The organism is Streptomyces sp. NPDC059256 (genome assembly GCF_042753785.1).
In the GTDB taxonomy this organism is placed as follows: Bacteria; Actinomycetota; Actinomycetes; order Streptomycetales; family Streptomycetaceae; genus Streptomyces.
This window is the reverse complement of sequence record NZ_JBHYZO010000002.1, coordinates 435,616-459,647: the sequence shown is the minus strand read 5'-3', so window position 1 is coordinate 459,647 and position 24,032 is coordinate 435,616. Positions and strand designations below refer to the sequence as shown.

Annotated in this window: 18 protein-coding genes; 8 read left to right on the top strand and 10 right to left on the bottom strand. The window is 69.8% G+C overall.

Features of this window, described 5'->3' with window-relative positions; all coding sequences use genetic code 11:
- Nucleotides 1–96: 96 nt before the first annotated feature.
- Nucleotides 97–576 (bottom strand): hypothetical protein, encoded by a 480-nt coding sequence (locus tag ACFXJL_RS06535; protein WP_329021384.1) that lies wholly within the window; start codon nt 574–576, stop codon nt 97–99.
- A gap of 60 nt (nt 577–636) precedes the next feature.
- Nucleotides 637–2,190, bottom strand: a complete 1,554-nt coding sequence (locus ACFXJL_RS06530; protein ID WP_384689729.1) for a hypothetical protein — start codon at nt 2,188–2,190, stop codon at nt 637–639.
- Between the two features lie 316 nt (nt 2,191–2,506).
- Here ACFXJL_RS06530 and ACFXJL_RS06525 point away from each other — a divergent pair, with 316 nt between their 5' ends.
- Nucleotides 2,507–3,817 (top strand): chloride channel protein, encoded by a 1,311-nt coding sequence (locus tag ACFXJL_RS06525; RefSeq protein ID WP_358876885.1) that lies wholly within the window; start codon nt 2,507–2,509, stop codon nt 3,815–3,817.
- Here ACFXJL_RS06525 and ACFXJL_RS06520 read toward each other — a convergent pair.
- From ACFXJL_RS06520 to ACFXJL_RS06505, 4 genes are all read right to left on the bottom strand, one after another.
- Nucleotides 3,783–5,171: a dipeptidase gene (locus tag ACFXJL_RS06520; RefSeq protein ID WP_384689726.1), complete on the bottom strand. Its 1,389-nt coding sequence runs from the start codon at nt 5,169–5,171 to the stop codon at nt 3,783–3,785. The genes ACFXJL_RS06525 and ACFXJL_RS06520 overlap by 35 nt on opposite strands.
- 191 nt (nt 5,172–5,362) lie before the next feature.
- Nucleotides 5,363–5,800, bottom strand: coding sequence for a hypothetical protein (locus ACFXJL_RS06515; protein WP_358876887.1), 438 nt, complete (start codon nt 5,798–5,800; stop codon nt 5,363–5,365).
- Nucleotides 5,797–7,278, bottom strand: a complete 1,482-nt coding sequence (locus ACFXJL_RS06510; protein WP_358876888.1) for an APC family permease — start codon at nt 7,276–7,278, stop codon at nt 5,797–5,799. Before ACFXJL_RS06510 ends, ACFXJL_RS06515 begins: the two co-directional genes overlap by 4 nt.
- Nucleotides 7,279–7,428: 150 nt before the next feature.
- Complete coding sequence (locus ACFXJL_RS06505) at nt 7,429–10,740, bottom strand: hypothetical protein (protein ID WP_384689722.1); 3,312 nt, start codon at nt 10,738–10,740, stop codon at nt 7,429–7,431.
- Nucleotides 10,741–11,120: 380 nt separating this feature from the next.
- Between ACFXJL_RS06505 and ACFXJL_RS06500 the strand changes: the two genes are divergently transcribed.
- Nucleotides 11,121–12,233: a magnesium and cobalt transport protein CorA gene (locus ACFXJL_RS06500; protein WP_358877075.1), complete on the top strand. Its 1,113-nt coding sequence runs from the start codon at nt 11,121–11,123 to the stop codon at nt 12,231–12,233.
- Nucleotides 12,234–12,272: 39 nt separating this feature from the next.
- Here ACFXJL_RS06500 and ACFXJL_RS06495 read toward each other — a convergent pair whose 3' ends face one another.
- Together ACFXJL_RS06495 and ACFXJL_RS06490 are read right to left on the bottom strand one after the other, a co-directional pair.
- Nucleotides 12,273–12,620, bottom strand: a complete 348-nt coding sequence (locus ACFXJL_RS06495) for a hypothetical protein (protein WP_384689719.1) — start codon at nt 12,618–12,620, stop codon at nt 12,273–12,275.
- A gap of 791 nt (nt 12,621–13,411) precedes the next feature.
- A complete protein-coding gene (locus ACFXJL_RS06490) occupies nt 13,412–13,615 on the bottom strand; it encodes a hypothetical protein (protein WP_329021376.1) in 204 nt (67 codons plus the stop codon).
- Nucleotides 13,616–15,006: 1,391 nt separating this feature from the next.
- Between ACFXJL_RS06490 and ACFXJL_RS06485 the strand changes: the two genes are divergently transcribed.
- From ACFXJL_RS06485 to ACFXJL_RS06465, 5 genes are all read left to right on the top strand, one after another.
- Nucleotides 15,007–15,135 (top strand): hypothetical protein, encoded by a 129-nt coding sequence (locus ACFXJL_RS06485; protein ID WP_329021375.1) that lies wholly within the window; start codon nt 15,007–15,009, stop codon nt 15,133–15,135.
- A 108-nt stretch (nt 15,136–15,243) separates the two neighbouring features.
- Entirely contained in the window at nt 15,244–16,020 is a 777-nt protein-coding gene (locus ACFXJL_RS06480) for a hypothetical protein (RefSeq protein WP_358876891.1), read from the top strand.
- 323 nt (nt 16,021–16,343) lie between these two features.
- Nucleotides 16,344–17,426 (top strand): LLM class flavin-dependent oxidoreductase, encoded by a 1,083-nt coding sequence (locus tag ACFXJL_RS06475; protein ID WP_358876892.1) that lies wholly within the window; start codon nt 16,344–16,346, stop codon nt 17,424–17,426.
- A gap of 2 nt (nt 17,427–17,428) precedes the next feature.
- Nucleotides 17,429–18,043, top strand: coding sequence for an FMN reductase (locus ACFXJL_RS06470; RefSeq protein WP_358876893.1), 615 nt, complete (start codon nt 17,429–17,431; stop codon nt 18,041–18,043).
- Nucleotides 18,044–18,238: 195 nt separating this feature from the next.
- Entirely contained in the window at nt 18,239–21,439 is a 3,201-nt protein-coding gene (locus ACFXJL_RS06465) for an AAA family ATPase (protein ID WP_384689713.1), read from the top strand.
- Between the two features lie 100 nt (nt 21,440–21,539).
- On the opposite strand, the gene ACFXJL_RS06460 is transcribed toward ACFXJL_RS06465, so the two are convergent.
- On the bottom strand, nt 21,540–22,307 hold the full coding sequence (locus ACFXJL_RS06460) for a hypothetical protein (RefSeq protein ID WP_384689710.1): 768 nt from the start codon (nt 22,305–22,307) through the stop codon (nt 21,540–21,542).
- A 199-nt stretch (nt 22,308–22,506) separates the two neighbouring features.
- Between ACFXJL_RS06460 and ACFXJL_RS06455 the strand changes: the two genes are divergently transcribed.
- Complete coding sequence (locus tag ACFXJL_RS06455) at nt 22,507–22,677, top strand: hypothetical protein (RefSeq protein WP_384689707.1); 171 nt, start codon at nt 22,507–22,509, stop codon at nt 22,675–22,677.
- An 84-nt stretch (nt 22,678–22,761) separates the two neighbouring features.
- Here the strand turns inward: ACFXJL_RS06455 and ACFXJL_RS06450 are convergent, their stop codons facing one another.
- On the bottom strand, nt 22,762–23,841 hold the full coding sequence (locus ACFXJL_RS06450; RefSeq protein ID WP_384689704.1) for a MerR family transcriptional regulator: 1,080 nt from the start codon (nt 23,839–23,841) through the stop codon (nt 22,762–22,764).
- Nucleotides 23,842–24,032: the final 191 nt, after the last annotated feature.

Here is a 24,032-nt window from a genome sequence, read left to right as displayed (position 1 = left end):
CCCACCGACCGGACCGGTGGACACACTCGTGGGCCCGGTCCAGGACGGACCGGGCCCACGGGGGAACCTACGAACCTGCGGACCTGCGGACCTGCGTCAGATCAGATCCCCTCGACTCTCATCCGGGTGGTACGTGGCCAGGGCCCAGATGATGAACACATCGATCGCGATCATGATCACTGCCCAGATCGGGAGGTAGGGCAGGAACAGGAACTGCGCGATCAGGCTGATCGAGGCGAAGAAGATGCCCGTGTACCGCGCCCAGGACTGGTTCGACAGCACGCCCCAGCCGGTGATCAGCAGACAGACGCCGAGCACGAGGTGGATCCAGCCCCATCCAGTGAGGTTGATCTTGTAGACGTAGTCGCCGACCCGGGTGTACACGTCGTCCTTGGCGATCGCGGAGATGCCCTGAAGGATGGCGAGCACGCCATTGCAGATCATCAGGATGCCCGCGAAGACGACCCCTCCGACCGCCCAGCCACTGTTGTGACGGGACCCGTAGCCGGAGCCCTGACCGGTCGTCGGGGTGGATCTCGGCGGTGGTGTCCCGGTCGGCTGCGATGCACTGCTCATGGGACGTCCCTTCATTGGCTTCCTTGCCCCGTGCGCCCATCGCGGACGGGAATTCGAGCCTCAGCCCGCGCCCGGCCCACCGCCATCGGTGTTCGGCCGTTCGGGTGATGGTGGGGTCTGGGGGGTGCGCGGCGGCCGGGAGGGGCGTTCCGGCACGGGCGCGGGCCCGGTACCGGCCGATCCACCGGCCCGTGCGTCAGCCGCGCTCCCACCGGATGACCGCCCCGATGACGGTCCCGATGACCTTCCCGACGGAGGCCCCGACGGCGCACTCCCGCCCGTGGCCCCACCGGCGGCCGGTCCTGACGGAGGGCCCTCCTCAGGGCCCGACCGCCCCACCGTGCCGCCTCCGGGGCCCGGCTCCCCCGCCACCAGTTCCACCACCGCCAGGGCGAACAGCAAGCCCAGTGCCAGCCCCACCACCACCCACGCGGTCGGATAGCTCCACAGCACGTACGCCAGCACCGCCCCCGCCACCAGCACCCAGACGATCCACCGTCGATGGCGGCGCACCCAGGGCCCCACCGGCCCCGTGTGCAGCCCCGCACGGGCGATGGTCGCCCGTACCGCCCCAAGGCCGCTGTGCCACGTCTGGCGCACGAGGGCGGCCCAGCGCCCCGGGCCGGTGAGCCAGGCGGCGAGAGCCACCACGATCCCGAGCGTGACCACCATCCGTACCGTGGTGCGCAGATAGCGGACCATCGCGTCGTACACCGAACCGGCCGCGGGCTGGGACACCTCCGCCGGCAGCGCGTCCAGATAGACCGCTCGGAAGCCCGTCAGACCCAGGCCCAGCAGCAGCAGGGCGAACGCCACCCCCAGCGCGGCGGCGACCAGCGCCCTGCGGCGGCGCACCGCGAGCAGTACGCCCACGACCACCAGCAGCAGGGCCAGCACCGGCAGCCAGAACCCGGCGATCTGGAGCAGCCGGAACCCCGTCTTGACCTTGCCGATGTCCTCCGACTTGAACACCGTGAACTCGGCGTTGACCTGGGGAATCCGCCCGGCCACCGTCAGGCCGTCGTCGACCAGGCGCTGTTTCACCTGGTCGACGACCGGCCCCAGATCGATCTTCACGGCGTCGTTCGTGAGCTCGACCGCACCGCCGCCGTTGCCGGTGAGGGCCTTGTCCACGGCGTCATGGACCTTGCGGTTGGCGTCGACCCAGACCGTCTTGAACGCGTCGGACGCCACGACCTCCTGCGACTTGTCGTGGACGAAGCTGCGCAGTGCGCTCTCCAGCGAGTCGCCCAGTTTGCCGAGCGCCTTGGTGAGGCGCGGTCGATCGGCGGGAGCGACGCCCTCCAGTACCGAGTTGAGGTCGATGTGCTCCATCACGGCATCGGTGACCCGGGTGGCGACCGCGTTCTGTACGTCCGCGTCGGAGGCGAGCGGGGCGACCGTGTCCACGTATCGGTCGGTGTTGCCGACCTCGTCCGCGCTCCAGGCGGCCACCGCGCCCAGTGGGGCGAGGACACAGCCGATGACGATGAGCAGCGCCGAGAAGAACGAGCGCACCCGATGGTGGCCGGGCCTGGGCGCCGAGGTCTCCAGGGCGGTGACCCTCGCTCTCAGGTGCTCCAGTTCGGTGCCCCCGTCGGTGCCCCCGGTCATGGCCGCTCACCCCTGCCCGGGACGGGCGGGCCGCCGTGCCGGACGTGTTCGCCGTACGCCACCGACCATCGCCCCGGCCGTGCGCTCTTACCGTCCGCCATCGCCGTACGCCTCCCGCTCGCCGTCCCGTCAGCGAACCCGAAGCGTGGAGCGGCGGCGAGCGGTGGACCGCCGTCCGGGTGGAGCCACCCGAATGCAGCGCGCCCAGGCGGACCACCCGCCCCCTCCTGCCTTTGCATGGGCTCATGGATCGCCAGGAAGTGCGCACCCCGACCGCGTGGAGCCGTACGGCAGGCAGTAGCGGGCGGAGGGTCGTGTGAGTGCGGCGGCGCCCGGGGCAGCCTCGGATGAGGCACCCACGCTCCGGGACACCATCCGCAGCCGCGGCTATCTCAAACTGCTGCTGCTGTCCGTTCTGATCGGGGCGCCCATCGCCCTGGCCTGCTTCTTCTTCGTCAGTGCGCAGCACGCCCTCCAGCACGCCATCTGGGAGGACCTCCCGCACGCGGTCGGGTACGACGAGCCGCCGTGGTGGTGGTCGCTGCCCGCGCTGCTGCTCGCCGGGCTGTTGCTCGCGCCGATCGTGACCCGGCTGCCGGGCCGCGGTGGGCATCAGCCGGTGCACGGTCTCGGCGGGCCGCCGCTGGGGCCCGATGCGCTGCCCGGTGTGGTGCTGGCGGCCCTCGCGACCCTGCCGTTGGGTGTGGTGCTGGGGCCCGAGGCCCCGCTGATGGCGCTCGGCAGTGGGCTCGCACTGCTCGCCGTGCGGTCGGCGAAGCGGGCCGAGGACCCCAAGGCCGCGCTGGTGTTGGGGACGACGGGGTCGACGACCGCGATCTCCACCATCCTGGGCGGTCCGTTGGTCGCTGCGGTGATGGTGGTGGAGGCGGCGGGCCTCGCCGGGCCCCAACTGGTGTTGCTGCTGTTGCCGTGTCTGCTGGCCAGCGGTGTGGGTGCGTTGGTCTTCACCGGTTTCGGGAAGTGGACGGGACTGTCCATCGGGGCGCTGCAACTGCCCGACGTACCACCGAATGTGAGCCCGGACGCCGGTGACTTCCTGTGGGGGGTGCCGGTCGCGGTGCTGATCGGTGTGGCGGTGACGTACGCCCATCGCATCGGCTATGTGTCCCTGCGGTGGACCGAACGGCACACCGCACTGCGGACGGTGGTGTGTGCGGTGGCCGTGGGGGTGTGCATCGCCGTGTACGCGCTGGTGTCGGGCCGTTCCCCCGCGGAGGCCGCACTGTCGGGGCAGGTGACGCTCGGTGTGCTGGCCGCCGATCCCCATGCGTGGTCGGTGGGGGCGCTGGTGGCCCTGGTGGTGTGCAAGGGCCTTGCGTGGGGGGTGAGTCTGGGTTCCCTGCGCGGTGGACCGATCTTCCCTTCGGTGCTGCTCGGCGCGGCGATCGGGGTGGCCTGCGCGGGGTTGCCGGGGCTGGGGGTGACACCGGGGCTTGCGCTCGGCATGGCGACCGCGTCCGCGGTGGTGACCCGACTGCCGGTGACCAGTTCCGTGTTGGCCGTGCTGCTGATGGGCAAGGACGCGGCGAACCAGATGCCGTTGATCGCGGTGTGTGCGGTGGTGGGGTTCATCACCGCACAGTTGTTGGAGAAGCAGCAGCGCTGAAGTGGCGTAGGAACAGCGCTTCGACCTGCGCCATGTGCTCGATCTCGGTGGGGTCGACGCTCTCGTTGGGGGCGTGGATGAGGCACTGCGGCTCCTCGACGCCCATGAGGATGATTTCGGCGCTCGGATAGGTGTCGGCGAGGACGTTGCAGAGCGGGATGGAGCCGCCCTGGCCGAGGAAGGACATCGGCCGGCCGTACACCTCGGCCATGGCCGTACCGAGGGCCGCGTACGCCGGGCCGTCGGTGGCGGCACGGAAGGGTGACCCGGTGCCCTCGGGGTCGATGTCGACGCGTACGCCCCAGGGTGCGGCGGCCCTCAGTTGGGCGATCAGTGCCGCGCTGGCCGTTTCCGCGTTCATGCCGGGCGGTACGCGCAGACTGACCCGGGCCCGGGCGGTGGCGGGCACCGCGGCGGCCGACCCGACGACCGGGGGACAGTCGATGCCGAGGACGGTGACGGCGGGTCGGGCCCACAACCGGTCGGCGACGCTGCCGGTGCCGGTCAGCCGTACGCCGTCGAGCACTCCGGCATCCGTGCGGAACTGCTCCTCGTCGTAGCCGACGCCGTCCCAGGTGCCCTCGGTGTCGAGGCCCTCGATCCGGGTGGCGCCGGTCTCGGGGTCGCGCAGCGAGGCCAGCATCTGGATCAGTGCGGCGAGCGCATCGGGTGCGGGGCCGCCGAACATGCCCGAGTGGATCTCGCCCTCCAGGGTGTCCACGGTGACGACGACGGCGGCGAGACCCCGGAGGGAGACGGTCGCGGTGCCGGTGCCCACGGCCGCGTTGCCGGTGTCGCAGACCAGGAGCGCATCGGCGAGGAAATCCTCGGGATGCTGGGTGACGTACGCCTCCAGGCCGCCGGTGCCCTGTTCTTCGGAGCCCTCGGCGACGAACCGCAGGCCGACCGGGATGTCGTCGCCCAGCGCCCGCAGCGCGGTCAGATGCATCACGATGTTGCCCTTGCAGTCCGCGGCGCCGCGCCCGTACCAACGGCCGTCGCGTTCGGTGAGGGTGAAGGGCGGGGTGGTCCAGGCGTCGTCGTCGAGGGGCGGTTGGACGTCGTAGTGGCAGTAGAGGAGCACGGTCGGCGCACCGGGCGGCGGTGGGCGGTGCCCGATGACGGCATGGCTGCCGTCGGGGGTCTCGACGAGTCGTACGTCGTGCAGTCCGGCCTCGGTGAAGGCGTCGGCGACCCAGCGGGCGGCCTTGTGGCACTCCTCGGGCGGGTACTGGCGGGGGTCGGCGACCGAGGGGATGGCGACGAGGTCGGCGAGGTCGGCCTTGGCGCGCGGCATCAGGGCGGTGATGCGGTGGAGCAGTTCGGTGTCGTCGCTGTTCGCCTGGGCGTTCATGTCGGTGCCTCGTCTCCTGGTCGGTGCCTCGTCACCCAGGTCGTCACCGCGGCCAGGTCGTCACCGCGGCCGAGTCGTCACCGCGGCGGCGGGCTCCCCTTGGCGTCGACTTCACCCGGTCACCGTTGTCGTGGGTCGCGGGTCGCGGGTCGCGGGTCGTGGGACATGGGACGTGGGACATGGGACGAGGGTCAGTTGCGCACGGTGCTGTCGGTCTTGAGGTCGTCGATCGCGTCGCGGATCTTGTCGATCTTCTCGGGGCAGTAGATGTCGACGATCATCGCTTCGGCCTCCACCACCTGGGAGTCGGCGATGATGGGCCGCTGCCCGGGGCCCGCAGCGCCGTTGGAGAGGTTGATGCGCCACAGCGCGGACTTCAGTGCGCTGGCCGGGTCCTCGCAGACCACTCCGCCGTCCGTGCCGAGCACCCGCTCGATGGTCTGGATCTCCGGGCGCGGCAGTCCGGCGTCGTCCAGGTCGGAGGCGAGTTGGTTCGCCTTCTCGGTGGCCTGGTTGGTGACGCGGACCTTGTTGTACTGGATGACGCCGACGACCGCGAGGGCGACCAGCATCACGATCGCACCGATGTAGATCCACTTGTGTTCGGAGGCGAATCGCGTCGGGCTCATGCCGCACCCCCGTCGGCCGTGGCGTTCTCGGCGTTCTCCGCCGTCTTCCAACTGGGTTTGCGGAACTTCAGGAACGCCCAGGGGATCAGCAGTCCGAGGATCACCAGACCGCCGCCGACGATCAGTACGTACGCGCCCACGCTGCCGCCGCCGAACTGCGACGGCGGTACGAAGCCGATGGCGAGCGCGGCGAGCGACGCCAGCAGGCCGACCGTGCACAGCACTCCCAGCAGGGGTGCGCGATAGCCGCGGGGGTGGTCGGGCTGGTTCTTCCGCAGGCGCATCGCGGCCACGAACATCAGCAGGTAGACGATCAGATAGACCTGGGTGGTGATGGTGGAGAAGATCCAGTAGACGCTGGAGACGTTCGGCAGGAATGCGTACATCAGGGCGATGACGGTGGTGACGATGCCCTGGGTGACCAGGATGTTCTGCTGGATGCCGTTCTTGTTGAGCTGTTGCAGGAACGGCGGCAGATAGCCCTCCTGCCGGGAGATCTCCAACAGGCCCTTGGAGGGGCCCGCGAGCCAGGTGAGCATTCCACCGAGGGCCGCGGAGACCAGCATCACGGCGGCGATCGGGGTGAGCCAGCCGATGTGGAAGTACGAGAAGAAGGCGTCGAACGCCTGCATCACACCGGCGGTCAGGCTCAACTGCCCCGAGGGGACGACCCAACTGATCGCGAGCGCCGGCAGGATGAAGATCAGTAGGACCAGGCCCATGGCGAGGAACATGGACTTCGGATACTCCCGCGGCGGGTCCTTGAGCGAGGAGACGTGCACCGCGTTCATCTCCATGCCCGAGTAGGAGAGGAAGTTGTTGACGATCAGTACCAGGCTCGCCAGTCCGGCCCACTGGGGCAGCAGGTTGGACGCGGTCATGGGCGCGGCGGATGGGTTGCCCTGGCCGAGGAAGACCATGCCGAGGACGACGAGGATCGTGCCGGGCACCAGTGTTCCGATGACCAGGCCCCAGGACGAGAGTCCGGCGAGCGCCTTGGTGCCGCGCGATGAGACCCAGACCCCGGTCCAGTACAGGACCATGATGACGATGGCGGTGTAGAGGCCGTTGGAGGCGAGCGCGGGATCGATGACATAGGCGATCGTGCTCGCCACGAACGCCAACAAACTCGGGTAGTAGAAGATAGTCATGGCGAATTGACACCAAACCGCCAGAAACCCCAACGGTTTGGACAGGCCCTCGCTCACCCAGCGGTAGACACCACCCGGCCAGCCCGACGCCAGTTCCGCGGAGACCAGCGCGGTCGGCAGCAGAAAGACGATCGCGGGGATGAGGTAGAGGAAGACGCAGGCCAGGCCGTAGACGGCCATGGTGGGTGCGGCACGCAGACTGGCGACCGACGCGGTGGTCATCAGGGCCAGGGTCAGCCAACTGAGCGTGGGGTTGGCCGGCCGGCCGACCGCCTTGGTACGGGCCGTCTGCCGCGGAAGGTCCGCGGGCACGTCCATCGAACTCATGGGCACCTTCCCCCGTGCTGGCCGCTCGGTGGCGAACCGCCGTGTGGCGTGTGGTTCGTCCCAGACTCGACGGGGCGCGGGGGCTCTGCACCCGGTGACCGGCCGACCGGGTGACGGCACGACACACCCAGTGGCGAGCTGTGGGGTACTTCAGCGGTCGACGGAGTCCGTCGCCCTACTGGTGGCCGACCCGATCTGGTGCCCGGTGCGCTGGGCGGTCACCTTGACCGTGATCCTCTTGCCGCCCTGTGCCGACTTCAGCTTCAGACTGGACCCGGTCGCCCCGACGATCGCCCGGCCGTCGGCGTACCACTGGTAGGCGTACGACGTCGGCTTCGGCGACCAGGTGCCGCGCTTGGCCTTCAGGGTGCGGCCGACATCGGCCGTCCCCGTGATCCGCGGCGACTTGCTGGCCTTCGGCGCACTGCCCAGCGCGACCGTGGCGGGTGCGCTGGTGGCCGAACCGTCCGGGTGGCCGATGCGGCGGGCGGTGACGCTGACCGTGAGCTGCTTGCCCACGAGCGAGGACGGGACGGTGTAGGTGGACGAGGTGGCGCCGGAGATGCTGCGCCCGTCCGCCTTCCACTGGTAGCGGTGGGACGTGGCCGCGGGCGTCCAACCGCCGGTGACCGCGGTGACCTTGGCTCCTGGCCGTACGGTGCCGCTGATCCTGGGCGCCTTGGTGTTCTTCAGCGCTGCGCCCGGGGTGACGGTGAAGGTGCCCCGGCCGAACTCCCAGCCGTAGTGGGTGATCACACTGGCGGTCCAGGTGCCCGGTGCGGCACCGTCGAGATCGAGGGCCACCGTCAGCGACCGGCGATCCGGCGCGACGGAGATCGGCGTCGACTCGATGGTCTTCCCGGAGCGCTTGATGCGGACCGTGTCCTGTTGGTGCAGCGCCGTGCCCGTGAGGGTGAGGACGGTGTCGCTGCCACTGACAGCAGTGGCCGGGCCGATCGTGCCGACCGTGCGCGGCTCGTTCCCGCACAGGCTGGCGCGGCAGTCGAAGGCGGCACGGTAGGAGGTCTGCGAAGCCCGCTCGGGGAGCCCGATGACCAGGGTGGTGGGCAGGAGCGGAGCGGTGGTGGGCTCGTCGGTGGTGCAGCGGTAACGGCCGGTGCGGGTGGTGGTGCAACCGTTTTCTAGCGCACTGCCGTAGAGCCTGGGCACCACGGTCAGCCCGCGCTCGGCGACCCCGGTGTCACTGGTGACGGTGGCGTTGAACTGGTCGCTCGTGCCGGTGGGCAGCGCCGCACAGACGGCGGAGTTCTGCTCGGTCAGGGTTCCGGTGAGCGCGCCGAAGCCGTAGCTGACGTTCGGGATCCGGAGGCATTCGGGTGCCGGCCCGGCCGCCGTGCCGATCCGCAGGGCGTCGAAGCGGTAGTCGGGGGCCGCCGGCCGGTCCTGCGGCACGGTGACGATGACCTGGTAGCTGGTGGAACCGGTGACCGCGCAGGCCCGGGCGCGGTAGCCGCAGGTGGTGATCGCGCCGTCCGCGCCATGGGCAACGGTGTGGGCGGTGGCCTGCTCGTCGCGGGCGTTCAGATAAAGCGTGTCCTTGGGGTCTTCGGTGGTCACCTGACGGCACTGGAGGGTGCCCGCCGCGCCGGCCGTTGCCGTGACGGACGGGCCGCCCACGACGGTCGCCGGGTTGGGGATGCAGCCCTTCGCCGTGGCGGTGACATCGCGACGGGTGAGGGTGTACGAGCCTTCGGTGTCCTCAGCGGAGAAGATCACCGTGTAGGCGGCGCCAGGAGTGAAACCACAGGTGGTGTGTGCGTACTGGACGGGCCGCAGCGCGCAGACCTTGGTACCCGTCGGGTTGACCACCGTGACGACGGCATTGCTCGTGCCCGCCGCCGTGTGCAGTTGGAGGTTCTCCATCACGCTGTGATCGCCGGCGGGGATCGTCAGACAGTGCGAGAACACCCCGCCACCGGTGGTCAGGTGGGCGGCGGCCGTGGTGGCGGTGAAGTCACCGGCGGGAACCGTGGTGCAGCCCTCGGCCGTGTCGGTGCGGTAGAGCGCCATCGCATAGGCACCGGTGGGCTGCTTCGACTGCCCCGCGGTGATCAGCATCCGGTGCGGGGCCTTGCCGGTCAGCCCGCAGGTGCCCTCGTTCAACGTGGCCCAGTCGCACCGCTGGGTGCCGTCGGCGTCGAGGACGACGGCCTTGGGGTCGACCTTGACCGCACCGCGGTTGCCCAGTGCGGCCAACCGGGCTCCGGCCGGCTCCGGCAGGATCAGACAGTCCGTCTCCCCCGCGGCCCCGAAGTCGCCGAGTTGGCCGCCGAGCACCGCGGGCCGACAGCCGTCGCTGGCGGTGCGGTCGTAGACGAGTGTCGCCTGGTCGGTGACGAGGGTGTAGTCGGCCGATTCGGGCAACTGGCACTGGCCCCACGGCTTGCAGACGGTCCTGCCGGTCCGGTCGTAGACCTTCACTCCGGACCGTACGCCCGCGGCTGAGACCTGGTGGATCTCATAGCTGCCGGCGGTGGGAGCGGAGAAGATCTTGCAGCCGCTCGCGGTGGCCGCTGCGGGCGGCGAGTCATAGGCGTTCAGCGGGGCGTATCCACAGCCCGAGGGGTCGGACAGCCGTCGGATGCTCAAGGCGTACGCGGCGGGGAAGCCCGCTTCGGAGTGCCTGATCCGAGCGATCACCCGGTAGGGGCCGTCACCGGGCAGGACGCATCCGTCACTGCCGTCGGCGTTGGTGCGGGGGCAGATCCGGGCGCCGGAGCGGTCGGTGATCCACTGGTCGGCGGAGAGGTCGACCACGACCCGGTCACCCGGTCGGGCCCGGAACGGCTGGCACAGGAGTTCCAGTGCGCTGTCCAGGGAGCCCGTGACCGCGGGGGTCGTCCAGGAGGTGCCCGTCGGTGGACGGCAGCCGGTGGTGTCGGCGAGGGAGACCGCGGCGAGGGCGGTCCGGCTGCGGGCCGAGCCGTAGTTGACGACCTTCACGGTGAACACGCCCGCGCGGGGCAGGGCACACCAGCCGGCGCCACCGGCAGCGTCGTAGCAGTCGAGCTGGCGGGCGCCGTCGAAGACGAGTGCGTGGGAGTCGCCGCGGTGGCGGTCCAGGAGGATGCGGTGGAGTCCGGGGCGCTCGGCGGTGACGGTGTAACAGACGCTGCCGTCGCCGGGGACGCTGGCCCTGCCTGCGGCGTCGCCGGGGTCACCGAAAGCGGACAGCGGAAGCGCCGTGCACTCGGTGATGTCGGCGGGGGCGGGTTCCGCCGCCGCCTCCCGGGGTGGGCGTGGGTCCATCTGTGCGGCACCCACGGACGCGCTCGCGGCGGCGTTCTTGGAGTCGTTGACCGTACGGTCCGTCGACTCCTGTCGCGGAGCCGCCTTTCCCTTCTCGGGCACCCAATCGACCACTCCGGGCACCACCATGGACAACAGCACCGACAAGATCAGCAGCGCTGCGACATACGACGCGGATTTCAGCAATCTCACAGCCGTAGAAGGGTGGTACGGCACGACGTCCCCCCGGACCGGCGAATGGCATGGGCGCGCCGGGGCCTATCCGTAACAGGGGCCTGTGTGACGCGTGTGGTGAATCCTTGCGATGATCCCATAAATGTCTCTTGAGGGGTACACATAAGCCAGCTCGGGCGGCTACCTTCCGGCCACCATGGCCGTGATGGGCATCGAGAACCCTGACCCATCTGCCCCGCCATCGAATGCACGCCAAGCGCGGCAGCCCGGGCGCCCCTTTCACCTCCCGCAACCCCCCGAACCCCTGCCGTACCGTCCTGGCCTGCGGAACTCTGCCTTCCAGTACCGGTCCGATGGCACACTTGCGCCCGGCCGTCCGAAGGAGCTCCACCGTGCCGATGATGCGCAAGCTGCGCCGAGTGATAAGCCGCACCTACCGTCGCGCCACCGTCGATCTCAGCCACCCGGCACGCTCACCCCTCGGCAGCACGGTCGTCAACTGCGTGGTGTACGAGGACGGTGTGCGGCAGCCCTGCGACGGCGACGCCCAGAACGCCCTACGCCAGGTGCGGCGCTCGGACGGCCGGGGCTTCGTCTGGTTTGGGCTGCACGAGCCCACCGCCCTGGAATTGGCCGTCTTCGCCGAGATGTTCGGACTCCACCCGCTGGCCGTGGAGGACGCGGCGCTGGCCCAGCAGCGACCAGGGCTCCAGCGCTACGAGCCCGTGCGCGGCCAGCCCCACGGGGACACGCTCGTCGCAGTGTTCCGGACCTGCCGCTACATCGCCGACCCGCAGTCCCCCTCGGGCGGGGAAGTGGTGGACACCGGAGACCTGATGGTCTTCATCGGCTCCGACTTCGTCCTCACCATCCGACACGGCGGACACGGCTCCCTCGGCCCGATCCGGGAGTCGCTGGAGGCCAGGCCGGAACAGCTGGCCAAGGGCCCGGCCGCCGTACTGCACGCCATCGCCGACCAGATCGTCGACGACTACCTCGCCGCCGCCGACGCCGTACAGCACGACGTGGACGAGGTGGAGACCGCGGTCTTCAGCGAGCAGGCCGGCCGCCATGACGCCGGCCGCATCTACCAGCTCAAACGGGAGCTACTCGAACTCAAGCGGTCCGCAGGTCCGCTGGAACGGCCCATCCGGGCGCTGGCCACCACACCGCTCGCCCCGGCCGGCCCCGCCATGCAGCCGTACTTCCGGGACGTCGTCGACCACCTGACCCGGCTGAGCGAACAACTCGCCTCCTTCGACGCACTCCTCGACTCGATCCTCCAGGCCCATCTCGCACAGGTGACGGTCGCCCAGAACGAGGACATGCGGAAGATCACGGCGTGGGCGGCGATAGTCGCCGTACCGACCATGGTCTGCGGGATGTACGGGATGAACTTCGAGCACATGCCGGAACTGCGCTGGACCTACGGCTATCCCCTGGTGCTCACCGTGATGGCGACCGCCTGTGTGACCATCCACCGCAGCTTCCGCCGCAACGGCTGGCTCTGAACCCGTCGGTGGCCGGGGTGGGATGGACGGAAGCGGCGATCAGAGCGTTCCGGTCTCGACCGTGGGGCGGACCGCGAAGGCCGAGGCGTCTTCGAGCCAGGACGTGTCCACCAGGGGCCCGTCGAAGAGGACTCCCGCGACCCGCTGCGAGCGGATGAGGTGGAGGGTGCTGGACCACAGCCCGCCCGGCGCCGGATCGACGACCTCGGCAACCACGGGCCACCGGCGCGCCTGTGCGAAGAGCCGCAGACCGACCAGCGCGGACGGCTGACTGGTGGCGTACAGCACGACCCCGGCTCTACCGGGGTCGGACGGGCCGTCAGGGATAGCGGCGGCAGAGTCCGCAAGGCGGGCGCAGCGCACGCGTTGCAGCGGTGTTCGTCTCATACAGCGACGATGCCGCTACTGGGCGCGAAGGTGAAGTCCACAACCGGATGACTCTGTGGAATCTCCAGCCCATGCGTCACACGGGGCACAGGAGTGTCGCTCTGTCATCCTCCGTCCCTTTCCGCGCCCCCCTTCTGCCGTCCCCGAAGGGCTATGACGGACAGGTCCGCTCCAGCGGGACGCCGGGCCCCTGTCGATGACGCCCGCCCTCGATGCTCGGGAAGCCACCCTGTCCAAACAGCGCGGGCAGCCCGAGCGGCCCGAGCGGCCCGGGGTGGCGACGATTGGAACGACCAGGACGACCGCCCGGCGCAGGGGCCTCCATCGCGCTGCGGACCGTAGGGCGAGATAGGGGTCCACCAGGCCGCTCGATGTTCACCCTTGGCAGTCCGTGGCGATGATCTTCACCTTTCGATCTTGGGAGGCCGCTCATTCCCAGAGAAAGGATCTTGAATCTTGAGGCGGCACCCCTCCTTTCCCTCATTCAACTCCGTTGCTGCAAATGCCCATTGAGGCGTCGATCGATCCTCAGGCATTTCCGTTCCCGGAGGTGGCGGGAAACCGAGAGCGTCGGGCATACGACCGAAGGAACGTTCTCCCACGCGCACATCGATACCCATCAGGACCCTCGCGAAGATCCTCAGGTTCCACCCCTCGACCACGGCGGAAGAATGCGGGCGTCACGAGCTGATACGCAGTCAGATTTTCTGCATGCGCGACCTCTTGACGCCCGGACCTGTTGTCGCCTTGCCCCCTCTGCCCATGGGTCCGGTTCGACGCCCGGTCGCGGGCTACAGCAGAGTGACGAACAGGCCGAGAGTCATGACGGCGACCACACAGCCGTAGAGCGCGAGCGTCACCGAACGCGCCTCGTCGGAGGGGTCGGTACGGCCCGCGCTGGAGAACCGGAGGGCCGAAGTGCCCAGCAGGGCGAGCGCCGCTGCGGAGCAGACGGCGACCATGGGGACGGAGAGCGCAGCGATCAGGAAACTCATCACCCGGCGAACCTCTCACGGGTCGTCAGAAGCCGCATGCCGGGCTACTCCGGCAGGGGCAGAACGGCGTCCGGCGATACGGGGGGCAACCTCTGTGGCGCCAGTTTTGGAGGTGAAGCATGTGGGTGACGTGTCAGACAAACGTCTAATTTGCCTATCCGCGCGACACCCCGCACCACGGACCGCCTTGCCCCTAACGTACGAATGTGGCGGGATGGCAGCAGTTGAGCGCGTTGGGGATCGCGGCGATTGTGGGTTCGCAAGGGGTGGCCGTGGCCACTGCTGCAACCGGGGCCGTGAGGGAGTCGGCGCACGCGTCGATCTCCGAGCCGATGGCCGGACCCGAACGCGGGGCGGACACCGAGGGGACCGAAGGAGACGGCCGGGTACGGACGTCCGATCGGCCGAAAACCGACGGTACGGCGGAGGTGGCGCCCGGGCAGACGGCACAGGAGCCCAGCGCCAGGGAAACGGACACTCGCCCCGACACCTCACCTACGCCGGCCGCGAAGGCATCGAACGCATCAAACGCATCAGGGACGACGAGTTCCCCGGCCAGTGGGGGGAGCGAGTCCCCGCAGCCAGCGGCGGCGGGGCAGGGCATCCAGAACGAAACCGCTGATCGAGACCCGGCTGCGGCGGCCGGCGAAACGCGCACCCCCCGGCACTCGGCCGACAAAACCGCGGGAGATGCCGGAGACGCTGAGGGTGCTGGAGCTGCCGGACCCGCTGGAGCTGCCGGACCCGCTGACGGCGCTGGGGACGAGCGAGCAGCGCGGGCCGCAGCGGAACCCACTTCGGTCCCGCGATCGAACAACCCCCTCGGCTCGTCCTCCGCTCCTGCCCGGGTGCTCGACGGCGCGGCACACGTGTCGCTCCCGCTCCCCTTGCCGTTCGAGGTCTCCACACACGTGTCGGTACCGGGACTCGTCTGCGCCTCGGCGTCCGTGTCGGTCGGAGGAACCGTTCCGCTGACGATCGACGTATCGGTGGCGGTCCACCTGTTCACCGACTGCCCCCCGCCTCCCGAGCCGCCCCCCTGCCCCACGCCGACCCCCACTCCTACACCGACCCCGACCCCGACCCCGACTCCAACGCCCACACCGAGCCCCACACCGACGCCGACACCGTCCCCTACCCCGACGCCCACACCCGTCCCTACTCCTACGCCCACCCCGACCAGTCCACCTCCGACCAGTCCGCCCCCGGCGCCTCCGGCTCCCGCGCCGCCCGTGGTCGAGCCGCCTCCGGCTCCCCCGGCCCCGCCGCCGGTCGAACCGCCCCCCGCGCTCATCCCTGCTCGCGCCCCGGCACCGCCCGCGCCACGGCCGCTACCGGCTCCCCCGCGCACCAGCCCGCCCCAGGCGGCACCGCCGCCGCAGGCCGTGCCGGTGCGCAAGTACCGCCCCATCCCGGGGAAGCGGAAGTCCGACGGGCTGCCCCTGGTCGTCATCATGCTCACCACCACCACGCCCGCCGTCCTGGCCGCCGCCATGCTGCGGCCCCGGCGCGGTCGCTGACCCGACCCGGCCGCCCCAGCGGCGCCCGGGGCACGGCACTGCCCGACGCAAACCGGCGCACCAGGCCGGACAGCGCACACAGCACCCCCCGACAGCACGGAGATCCCCATGTCCGAATGGCTGGTCCTGGCCATCGCGATGGCCGCCGCCTGCGCCGTCGTACTCGCCGCAACCCTGCTCAGCCATCGCAGACGCGAGGCCCGGGCCCTTCCGATCGACGATGACCGCGACTCCACACCCGACGTCCTTGAGTACATGACGATGATGGTGGGCGTGGTGTACGCCATCGTCCTGGGGTTGGCCATCGCGGGTGTCTGGGAGGCGCGCAGCACGGCCCAGGACGATGTGCGACGCGAGGCACAGGCGCTCTACGAGGTGACCCAGCGCGCCGAGGTCTTTCCCCCTGATGTCCAGACCGAGCTGAGGAAGGACATCGACCGGTACGTCTCCCACGTGGTGCACACCGAGTGGCCACGGATGACGGCGGGTGAGGAATTGCCCGACCGCGGGACCCAGCTCCTGGACACCGTACGGAGTGATGTCGCCCAGCACGAACCTGCGAATGAGCTGGAGGCCCAGGCGTACCAGCCGATGCTGGACCAGATCTCCATCGCCGACGACGCACGCAACGCACGGGAGCAGAACGCGGGTGCGACGCTGCCCGGGGTGGTCTGGTTCGGTCTGATCATCGGGGCGTTGGTCACGGTGGGGCTGATCTTCACCATGCACATCGGGCGCTCCGGCCGGGAACTGCTGCTCGCCGGACTGTTCAGCGCGCTGATCGCCTTCCTCCTCTTCCTGGTGTGGGACTTCGACGCACCGTTCGGACGGTCGGGCTCAGACTCGGCCGATGCGTTCCGCCAACTCTTCTCCGCCGCTAGATAGGGACGGCCGGGCTACCGGCGATCTGGTGTGGGGTGTCCGTCACTCGGTGACGGGCACCCCCTTTGTCTGTGGGGCATCGGCCTGTCTGTGTGCATCGGCCGGGGCGTGGGGCGATGCGTAGATCCAGACATGCCTCGGGGCAAGTCTCGGCTGCTTCCAGAAACGGCCTAAAAGCTGAAAAGCAGCAGGTGGGAGGGGGCGCGGCAGGATGGGGATCAGCCGATGGGCCGGGGGCGGAATAGCGGGGAGGGGTCTCCCGTTGTACGATTTGATTCAACATTCAACCACTTAGGTTGAAGGCCCTAACCCGAGAGGTGAGCTCCATGCAGTTCGGCATCTTCACCGTCGGCGATGTCACCACCGACCCGACCAACGGGCGCACGCCGAGCGAGCACGAGCGGATCAAGGCGACGGTCGCCATCGCGCAGAAGGTCGAAGAGGTCGGCCTCGACGTCTTCGCCACCGGCGAGCACCACAACCCGCCGTTCGTCCCCTCGTCCCCCACGACGCTGTTGGGACACATCGCGGCCCGCACCGAGAACCTGATCCTGTCCACCTCCACCACCCTCATCACCACCAACGACCCGGTGAAGATCGCTGAGGACTACGCCTACCTCCAGCACCTCGCCGACGGCCGGGTGGACCTGATGATGGGCCGGGGCAACACCGGGCCGGTCTATCCGTGGTTCGGCCAGGACATCCGACAGGGCATCCCGCTGGCGATCGAGAACTACGCCCTCGTCCACAAGCTGTGGCGACAGGACGTGGTGGACTGGGAAGGCAAGTTCCGTACGCCCCTCCAGTCGTTCACCTCGACCCCGCGCCCGCTCGACGGCGTACCGCCGTTCGTCTGGCACGGTTCGATCCGCTCCCCGGAGATCGCAGAACAGGCCGCCTACTACGGTGACGGCTTCTTCCACAACAACATCTTCTGGCCCATGAGCCACACCAAGAAGATGGTGGACCTCTACCGGAAGCGTTACGCCCACTACGGCCACGGCACGCCCGAACAGGCCATCGTCGGACTCGGCGGCCAGGTCTACATGCGCAAGAACTCGCAGGACGCGGTGCGCGAGTTCCGCCCGTACTTCGACAACGCGCCGGTCTACGGACACGGTCCCTCGCTGGAGGACTTCAGCGAGCAGACCCCGCTGACCGTCGGCTCCCCGCAGCAGGTGATCGAGCGGACGCTCGGCTTCCGTGACGCGGTCGGCGACTACCAGCGCCAGTTGTTCCTGATGGACCACGCGGGGCTCCCGCTGAAGACGGTCCTGGAGCAGCTCGACATCCTCGGTGAGGAAGTCGTCCCGGTGCTGCGCAAGGAGTTCGCGAAGCTGCGGCCCGCCGGAGTCCCCGAGAGCGCACCCCTGCACCCCGCCGTCATCGCTGCCCGTAAGGAGGCGTAACGATGAAGCCGCAGCAGACTCTGAAGTTGGTGGCCGTGTCCGCCGGTCTGAGCGTGCCGTCGTCGACCCGGCTGCTGGCCGACCGCCTCTCCGAGTCGGTTCGCCAGGGCCTCATGGGTCAGGGCGTGGACGTGGAGGTGCGTGTCATCGAGCTTCGCGAGCTGGCCGTTCCCATCGCCAACCACCTGGTGACCGGGTTTCCGCCGCCCGCACTCGACGACGCCATCGAAGCCGTCACGGAGGCCGACGGAGTGATCGCGGTGACTCCGGTGTTCACGGCGTCGTACAGCGGACTGTTCAAGTCGTTCTTCGACCTGATCGACCCGGACGCGCTCACCGGGAAGCCGGTGCTCATCGGGGCGACCGGTGGCACGGCCCGGCACTCGCTGGTGCTGGAGCACGCGCTCCGTCCGTTGTTCGCCTATCTACGGGCGATCGTCGCGCCGACGGCCGTGTACGCGGCGTCGGAGGACTGGGGCGGCACGGGAGACGCGCTCACCGACACCCTGCCGGTGCGCATCGACCGGGCCGGTGAACAGTTCGCCCGACTGATGGCGACCACTCCCCGACGGGAGCCGGTCGACACCTCACCGCTGGCGGCACTCCCCATCGCCTGAGAAAACGCGGCACCAGTAGCGCAGACAGTCACACGGCCCGGGTCGATACGACCCGGGCCGTGTTTCCGTCCCCAGCCCCCTGAACGGCAGGGAGTACGGCTGCGCCCCAGGTCACGGGCGTGCTCGGCGGCAGCGGCAGCCGGTCGCGCCCCATCCCATATGCGGGATGTCAGTGGTGCCTCCTATGGTTTCGTCATGACCCCTGCACTGATCGGGCGCGACCACCCCGCGGGCGTCCTCAAGGCCGAGATCGACCGGGCCACACAGAGCCACGGCGGCCTTGTGCTGGTCACCGGCGAAGCCGGCATCGGAAAGACCTCGCTGGTCACGGAGGCTGCCGACGAGGCACGCAGGCGCGGGGCACTGGTGCTCGGCGGCTCCTGCTGGGACTCGGACAGTGCTCCGGGGTACTGGCCCTGGGTCCAGGTGGTGCGAGGACTGCGGCGCAGCCTCGGAGACGAATGGCCGCAGATCGAGAAGGCCGCCGGCAGACAACTCTCGGCGCTGCTCGGTGAACAGCACGGCGATGCGCGCGAGCGGGACGAGAGCTTCGCCCTCTACGACGCGGTGACGACCGCCCTCGTCACCTCCTCCCACCAGCGGCCGGTGATGGTGGTGCTCGACGATCTGCACTGGGCGGACACCGCATCGCTCAAACTGCTCGAATTCGCCGCACAGCACGCCTGGTTCGAGCGGTTGCTCCTGGTGGGGACCTACCGGGACGTCGAGGTGGAAGCCGCCGACCACCCCCTGCGAGGGCTGATCCTGCCGCTGACGGCCCGCGCCGCGGCGACGGTGACGCTCACCGGACTCGCCCGGGACGACGTAGGGGCGCTGATCACCCTGACCACCGGCGTCGAAGCGGAAGCCCCCCTGGTCGACGAGGTCTTTCGACGCACCGGGGGCAACCCCTTCTTCGTGGAGCAGACGGCCCGGATCTGGCGCAGCGGCAGTCCGGTCACCACCGTCGCCCCGGGTGTCCGCGAGGCGGTGCGGCGCCGGCTGGCGCTCCTGCCGGAACCGGTGATCTCCCTGCTGGAGACCGCCGCCGTACTGGGGCGGGAGATCCACCGCCAGGTGCTCGCCGCGGCCGTGTCCACCCCGGTGCCGCAGGTCGATCGACTGCTGGAGCGGGCGGTCACCGCCCGGCTGGTGACCGTCAGACCGGGCGGGCTGTTCTCCTTCGCCCATGACCTCGTGCGCGAGACGCTGTACGACGAGTTGAGCGAGGCGCAACGGCGGGCCCGACACTCCTCGATCGTCCAGGCACTGGAAGCGACACCCACCCTCGGCGAGAAGGTGGTGCCGGCCGATCTGGCACGCCACGCCTATCTGGCGGGTGAGGAGTTGGATCGGACGAAACGGGTCGAGCTGTTGCTGTTCGCCGCGCGGGACGCATCGAGCAGGCTCGCGGGCGAGGAGGCCGTCGGACACTATCGACGGGCGATCGAAGCCGCGGGGGACGACACCCGCAGGGCGGTCCTCCTCCATCTCGACCTGGGTGGCGAACTGGTCCACCAGAGCGAGGAGACGGCGGGTCTGCACTCCTTCGAGCAGGCAGTCGAGTTGGCCCGGTCACTGCGCGATCCGGAGCTGTTGGCGCGGGTCGCCATCACCATTCACCAGAACGACCACTTCGCGCCGGGGCGGGCGCACCACACGCAATTGCTGCGGGACGCACACCGTGCGCTCATCGGCAGCGGAGACGAACCGACGCTCTCCCCCGAACTGCTGACGCAGGAACTGGCCGTGCGGACGACCGCGCTGGCGCGCAGTGGGGACGACGATGAAGCGTTGGCGTTCTCGCTGTGGGCCCGGCACGACTCGATCTGGGGTCTCGGCACCGCAGAGCAGCGGTTGGCGCTCACCGCCGAGATGATCGACGTCGGCCATCGCACCCGTAACCTGGAGATGGAGATGCATGCCCACTCCATGCGCTGGGTAACCCTGCTGGAACTGGCCGACCCGCGCTACTTCGATCAGCTGCGCGCCTTCAGCACCCTCGCGGAGCGGGCCGAGCTGGTGCGCTTCGAGATGGCTCGGATTCTGGACAACGCCCTGGTCGCGGGCTTGCGGGGGCGGTTCGCACAGGCGCGTGAGCTCATGGACGAAGTGGCCGAGATGCGCCATGGGAAGTCGCAGTTCAGTTTTGTCTTCGCCCATATGCAGTGGGCGGTGGAGCTGCTCCAGGGGCGGTTCGCCGCCGCAGAGACGGTGTTGGACGGGTTGGACGGCATCGGACACCCCTATCCGGAACTGCTGGTGGGGGTGACGGCCGCCGAACGGGGTGACACCGCCCTCGCCGTGCGCATGGCGGACGCCCTGCCCGAGCCACCGCCGCGGATCTTCACCCCGCTCTGGATGCGGCTGCGCGCCCAGGCCGCGGCGCTTTCGGGGGACCCCGGTCGGATCGACGAGGCCAGGGCTGCCCTCGCGCCGTACGCCGGTCAGTGGGTGGTCTCGCTGTACGGGTGTGACCTGGGCGGGCCGGTGGATCTCTGGCTGGGTCTGCTGGATGCGGCGGCGGGGCGCCGCGAGGCGGCGGTGGCGGAGCTCACGGCGGCCCATGAGTCGGCGGTCCGGATGCGGGCCCGGCCCTGGTCGGTGCGCTCCCGGGCTGCGCTGCTGCGGGTCCTGGGCGACGCAGCGCCGAAGGATCTGGTCGAGCAAACGCAGCGGGAAGCTGAGGAGTTGGGGTTGATGCATCTGCTGGCGGCCCCGGGCGCAGATGCTTCCGAAGAGGGGACGGACCCGGCGGGCATCGCCGGTACGGACGGCACCGACAGCGTGATCAACACCGCGCCACCGAAAGTGAAGTCCCCGGCTCCGGTCGGGGAGAGCACGACGACCGCAGGGGAGTTCCGCAAGCAGGGCGCCGTCTGGTCGCTGCGGTTCGCAGGCCGTGCGGCACACATGCCGGACGCGAAGGGGCTCAGGGATCTTCATCAGCTGCTGTCCCGTCCGGGCGAGGAGTTGTCCGCGGTGGTGTTGCTGGACCCGGAGGGTGGGGACCCGGTCGTCACGGCGCACCGCTTCGGTGCGGATCCGGTGCTCGACGAGGAGGCGAAGACCCGTTACCGCCTTCGACTGGAGCGACTGGACGACGAAATAGACCGCGCGGCCGAGTTGGGCGACACCCGCAGGGCGGCCGAGTTCGACCGCGAGCGGGCGGCCCTGCTGGACGAGTTGCGCACGGCCGCCGGTCTGGGCGGGCGCACCCGGCGACTGGGGGATGCGGCGGAGCGCGCCCGCAAGACGGTGACCGCGCGCATCCGGGACACCCTGCGCAAGTTGCAGCCGCTCCACCCCGAACTGGCCGCGCATCTACGGGATGCGGTGACGACGGGCGCCCACTGCGCGTACCGGCCCGCGAAGCCGGTGCGGTGGCGGCTCTGAGCGGGTCGAGGAGCCGCCCGTTGCGGTGTGGGTCGGCAGCGGCGGGTCCCGTTGTGCGCTTGCTGGTGGGTGTGCGCTTGGTGGTGTGGGGTCCTCGGTATTAGCGCCCGATCTGCTCCACGGTGATCTCGAACTGGTCCACTGCACCCTCCCACTCGGCCACGACCCTGTCGTCCTCCCCACGGGAATCCCGTATGTCGTCGTAGAAGAACCGCAGGTCGTGCGATGAGGAATCGCAGAAGGCGCGCAGATGGGCCCGGAGCCCGGCGTGTTCCACGGCTGCGATCGCTGCCTCGGTCTCCGCGTCCCTCGGCTTGCAGGGCACGAGGCTGTGGGGGCCGTCGCCGATCCCGGTCGCGACCCGCAGGGCGTCGAGGAGCGTGCCGTTCGAATTGATCCTGGCCTTCGCCAGACACCAGACGCCCGCCGGCAGCTCCGGTGAGGTGAGGTCGACCCCGTGGCGGGCCGTCAGCCGGGCCAGATCGGCACCGAGGACATACGGCAGGTCATCGACAGCGGCCCGATCGGCAGCGACGAGGTCCGTCAGAAAGGCAGCCGGGAAGTCCGCCCCACTGGGGTCGATCTCGAACAGGGAGCGGCTCGCGTCGAACCGGAGCTCCGGGTAACCCACCTCGTCGAGCAGCATCAGATTTTCGCTGGTGATGGTCTCCCGGCCGGTGAGAACCGCCTCCGCCAGCCATGCGGGGTCCCGGTACACCTCGGTCTCGTGGAGCCAGTTGCCGCTGTAGTAGACGGCGTAGTCGGCGTCCGGCGGGAAGTCCGACAGGGGCCGGTCCAACAGGACCCCGAATGCCTGGGTGAGCGACGACTCCCAGTCGTCGCCGGATGTGGAGGGGTTTGACGTCACGTTCCGGCTCCCGTGCATGGGGCCGTATCCACGGTGAACGGTGTCCACGGCCCGAAGGACAACATCGCGGCCACCCTAGGGACACCCACTGACATTGATGCTGATACTCGGGTTCCGGTGGTCGTGGCTCTGCCACTGACTGACGTCCTGCTGGGCTGCTCAGTTGGGGTGTCAGTGGGGCCTGATGAAATGTAGAGCGGTGGGCACACCGGCTGCCCTGCGCACGGACAACCGACTGACTGCCGTGCAGGAACTGCGGGCCGTGGTCCGCCGCACCGACGCCCTACCCATCGCCCGACGCTCGCCCCATGCGGTTCCCGTGGAGTTCGCCGAGCACCACGAACTCGAATCCTGGTGGTGGAGGCTCTAGTGCTGTGACCGGGACCCGTGCTCGTCGTGCGGCACGCCAGGCGGCGCCGGACGGGCACGGCATGTCCCGGCCAGGCCCCGGGCCTCAGACGGACACCACGTCCGCCACCACGCAGGCGATGTTGTCGGGGCCGCCCGCCCGGTGGGCCAGAGCGATCAGTTCCGCCACCGCGGCCTCCGGGTCCTCGACGGAGGCCAGCACCCGTTGGACAGCACCGTCGGACACCACCGAGAACAGACCGTCGGAGCAGAGCAGATAACGGTCTCCTGCCTGTGCTTCGTGCAGCCGCAGATCGGCGCGGGCCGATGTCTCACGGCCGTCCAGGGCCCGCAGCAACAGAGCGCGCTGGGGGTGCGAGTCGGCTTCCTCCCGGGTGAGCGTGCCCTCGTCCACCATGCGTTGGACGAGGGTGTGGTCGTGGGTGATGTGGAAGACCTCGCCACCGCGCAGCAACAGGGCACGGGTGTCGCCGATGTGGACGAGCGCGAGTCGGGAGCCGGTCCACACCATCGCGGTGAGGGTGGTACCGGAGTCCGCGGACTCGTCGAGCGCGGTGTTGGCGCGAAGGACGGCGTCCTCCAGGGCGTTGAGGAGATCACCTGCCCGGGTGGAGGGCTGCTCAGCCGGTGTGGTGGCTTCCCACTCCCTCAGCGCGTCGATGGCGATCAGGCTGGCGGCGGCGCCCTGGCCACCGTAGCCGTCGGCGACGGCGAACAGCCGCGAGGTGGCGTACGCGGCGTCCTGGTTGGTCTCGCGCACCAGACCGCGGTCGGTCTTGGCGGCGTAGCGAATGGCGAGTTGCGTCATGGCGGGTTCCTCCCGAGAGAGCTGGGTCAGCTGATCGGCGAGGAAGAAGGCCAGGTCACGACGGGTGGCGGTGTCGGCCTCCACCCGTGCCCAGTACGCCCGTACGGCCTGGGCCGCGGCGCCCGGATCGGACTCACTGAGGTCACAGACGGTGTGGACGTCCGCCAGTGGCATTCCGATCCGGCGCAGCCAGGCCACCAGCCGGGCGCGCTCCAACTGGCTCTCGTCGTAGTACCGGTATCCCGAGTACGCATCGACGCTCGCCGGTGGCAGCAGTCCCAGTTCGTCGTAGCGGCGCAGCGCCTTGGCGGAGAGCCGAGAGGCACGGGCGAACGCCCCGATCGTCAGCCGGACCATGCGGTTCCTTCCTCGCACCGGGTGGTGGTCCACCCGATGCCCCGATGCTGTGGCTTCCCCCGGGAGGAAGGTCAACCGCCGACGGCGACCGCCCCGCAGCGGAACGGCCCACGGCAGTCGATCGACAGCGGAACGACCCACGGCAACCGTCACACGACGGGCTGGCTCCCGTCATCACGCGTCGAGGAACG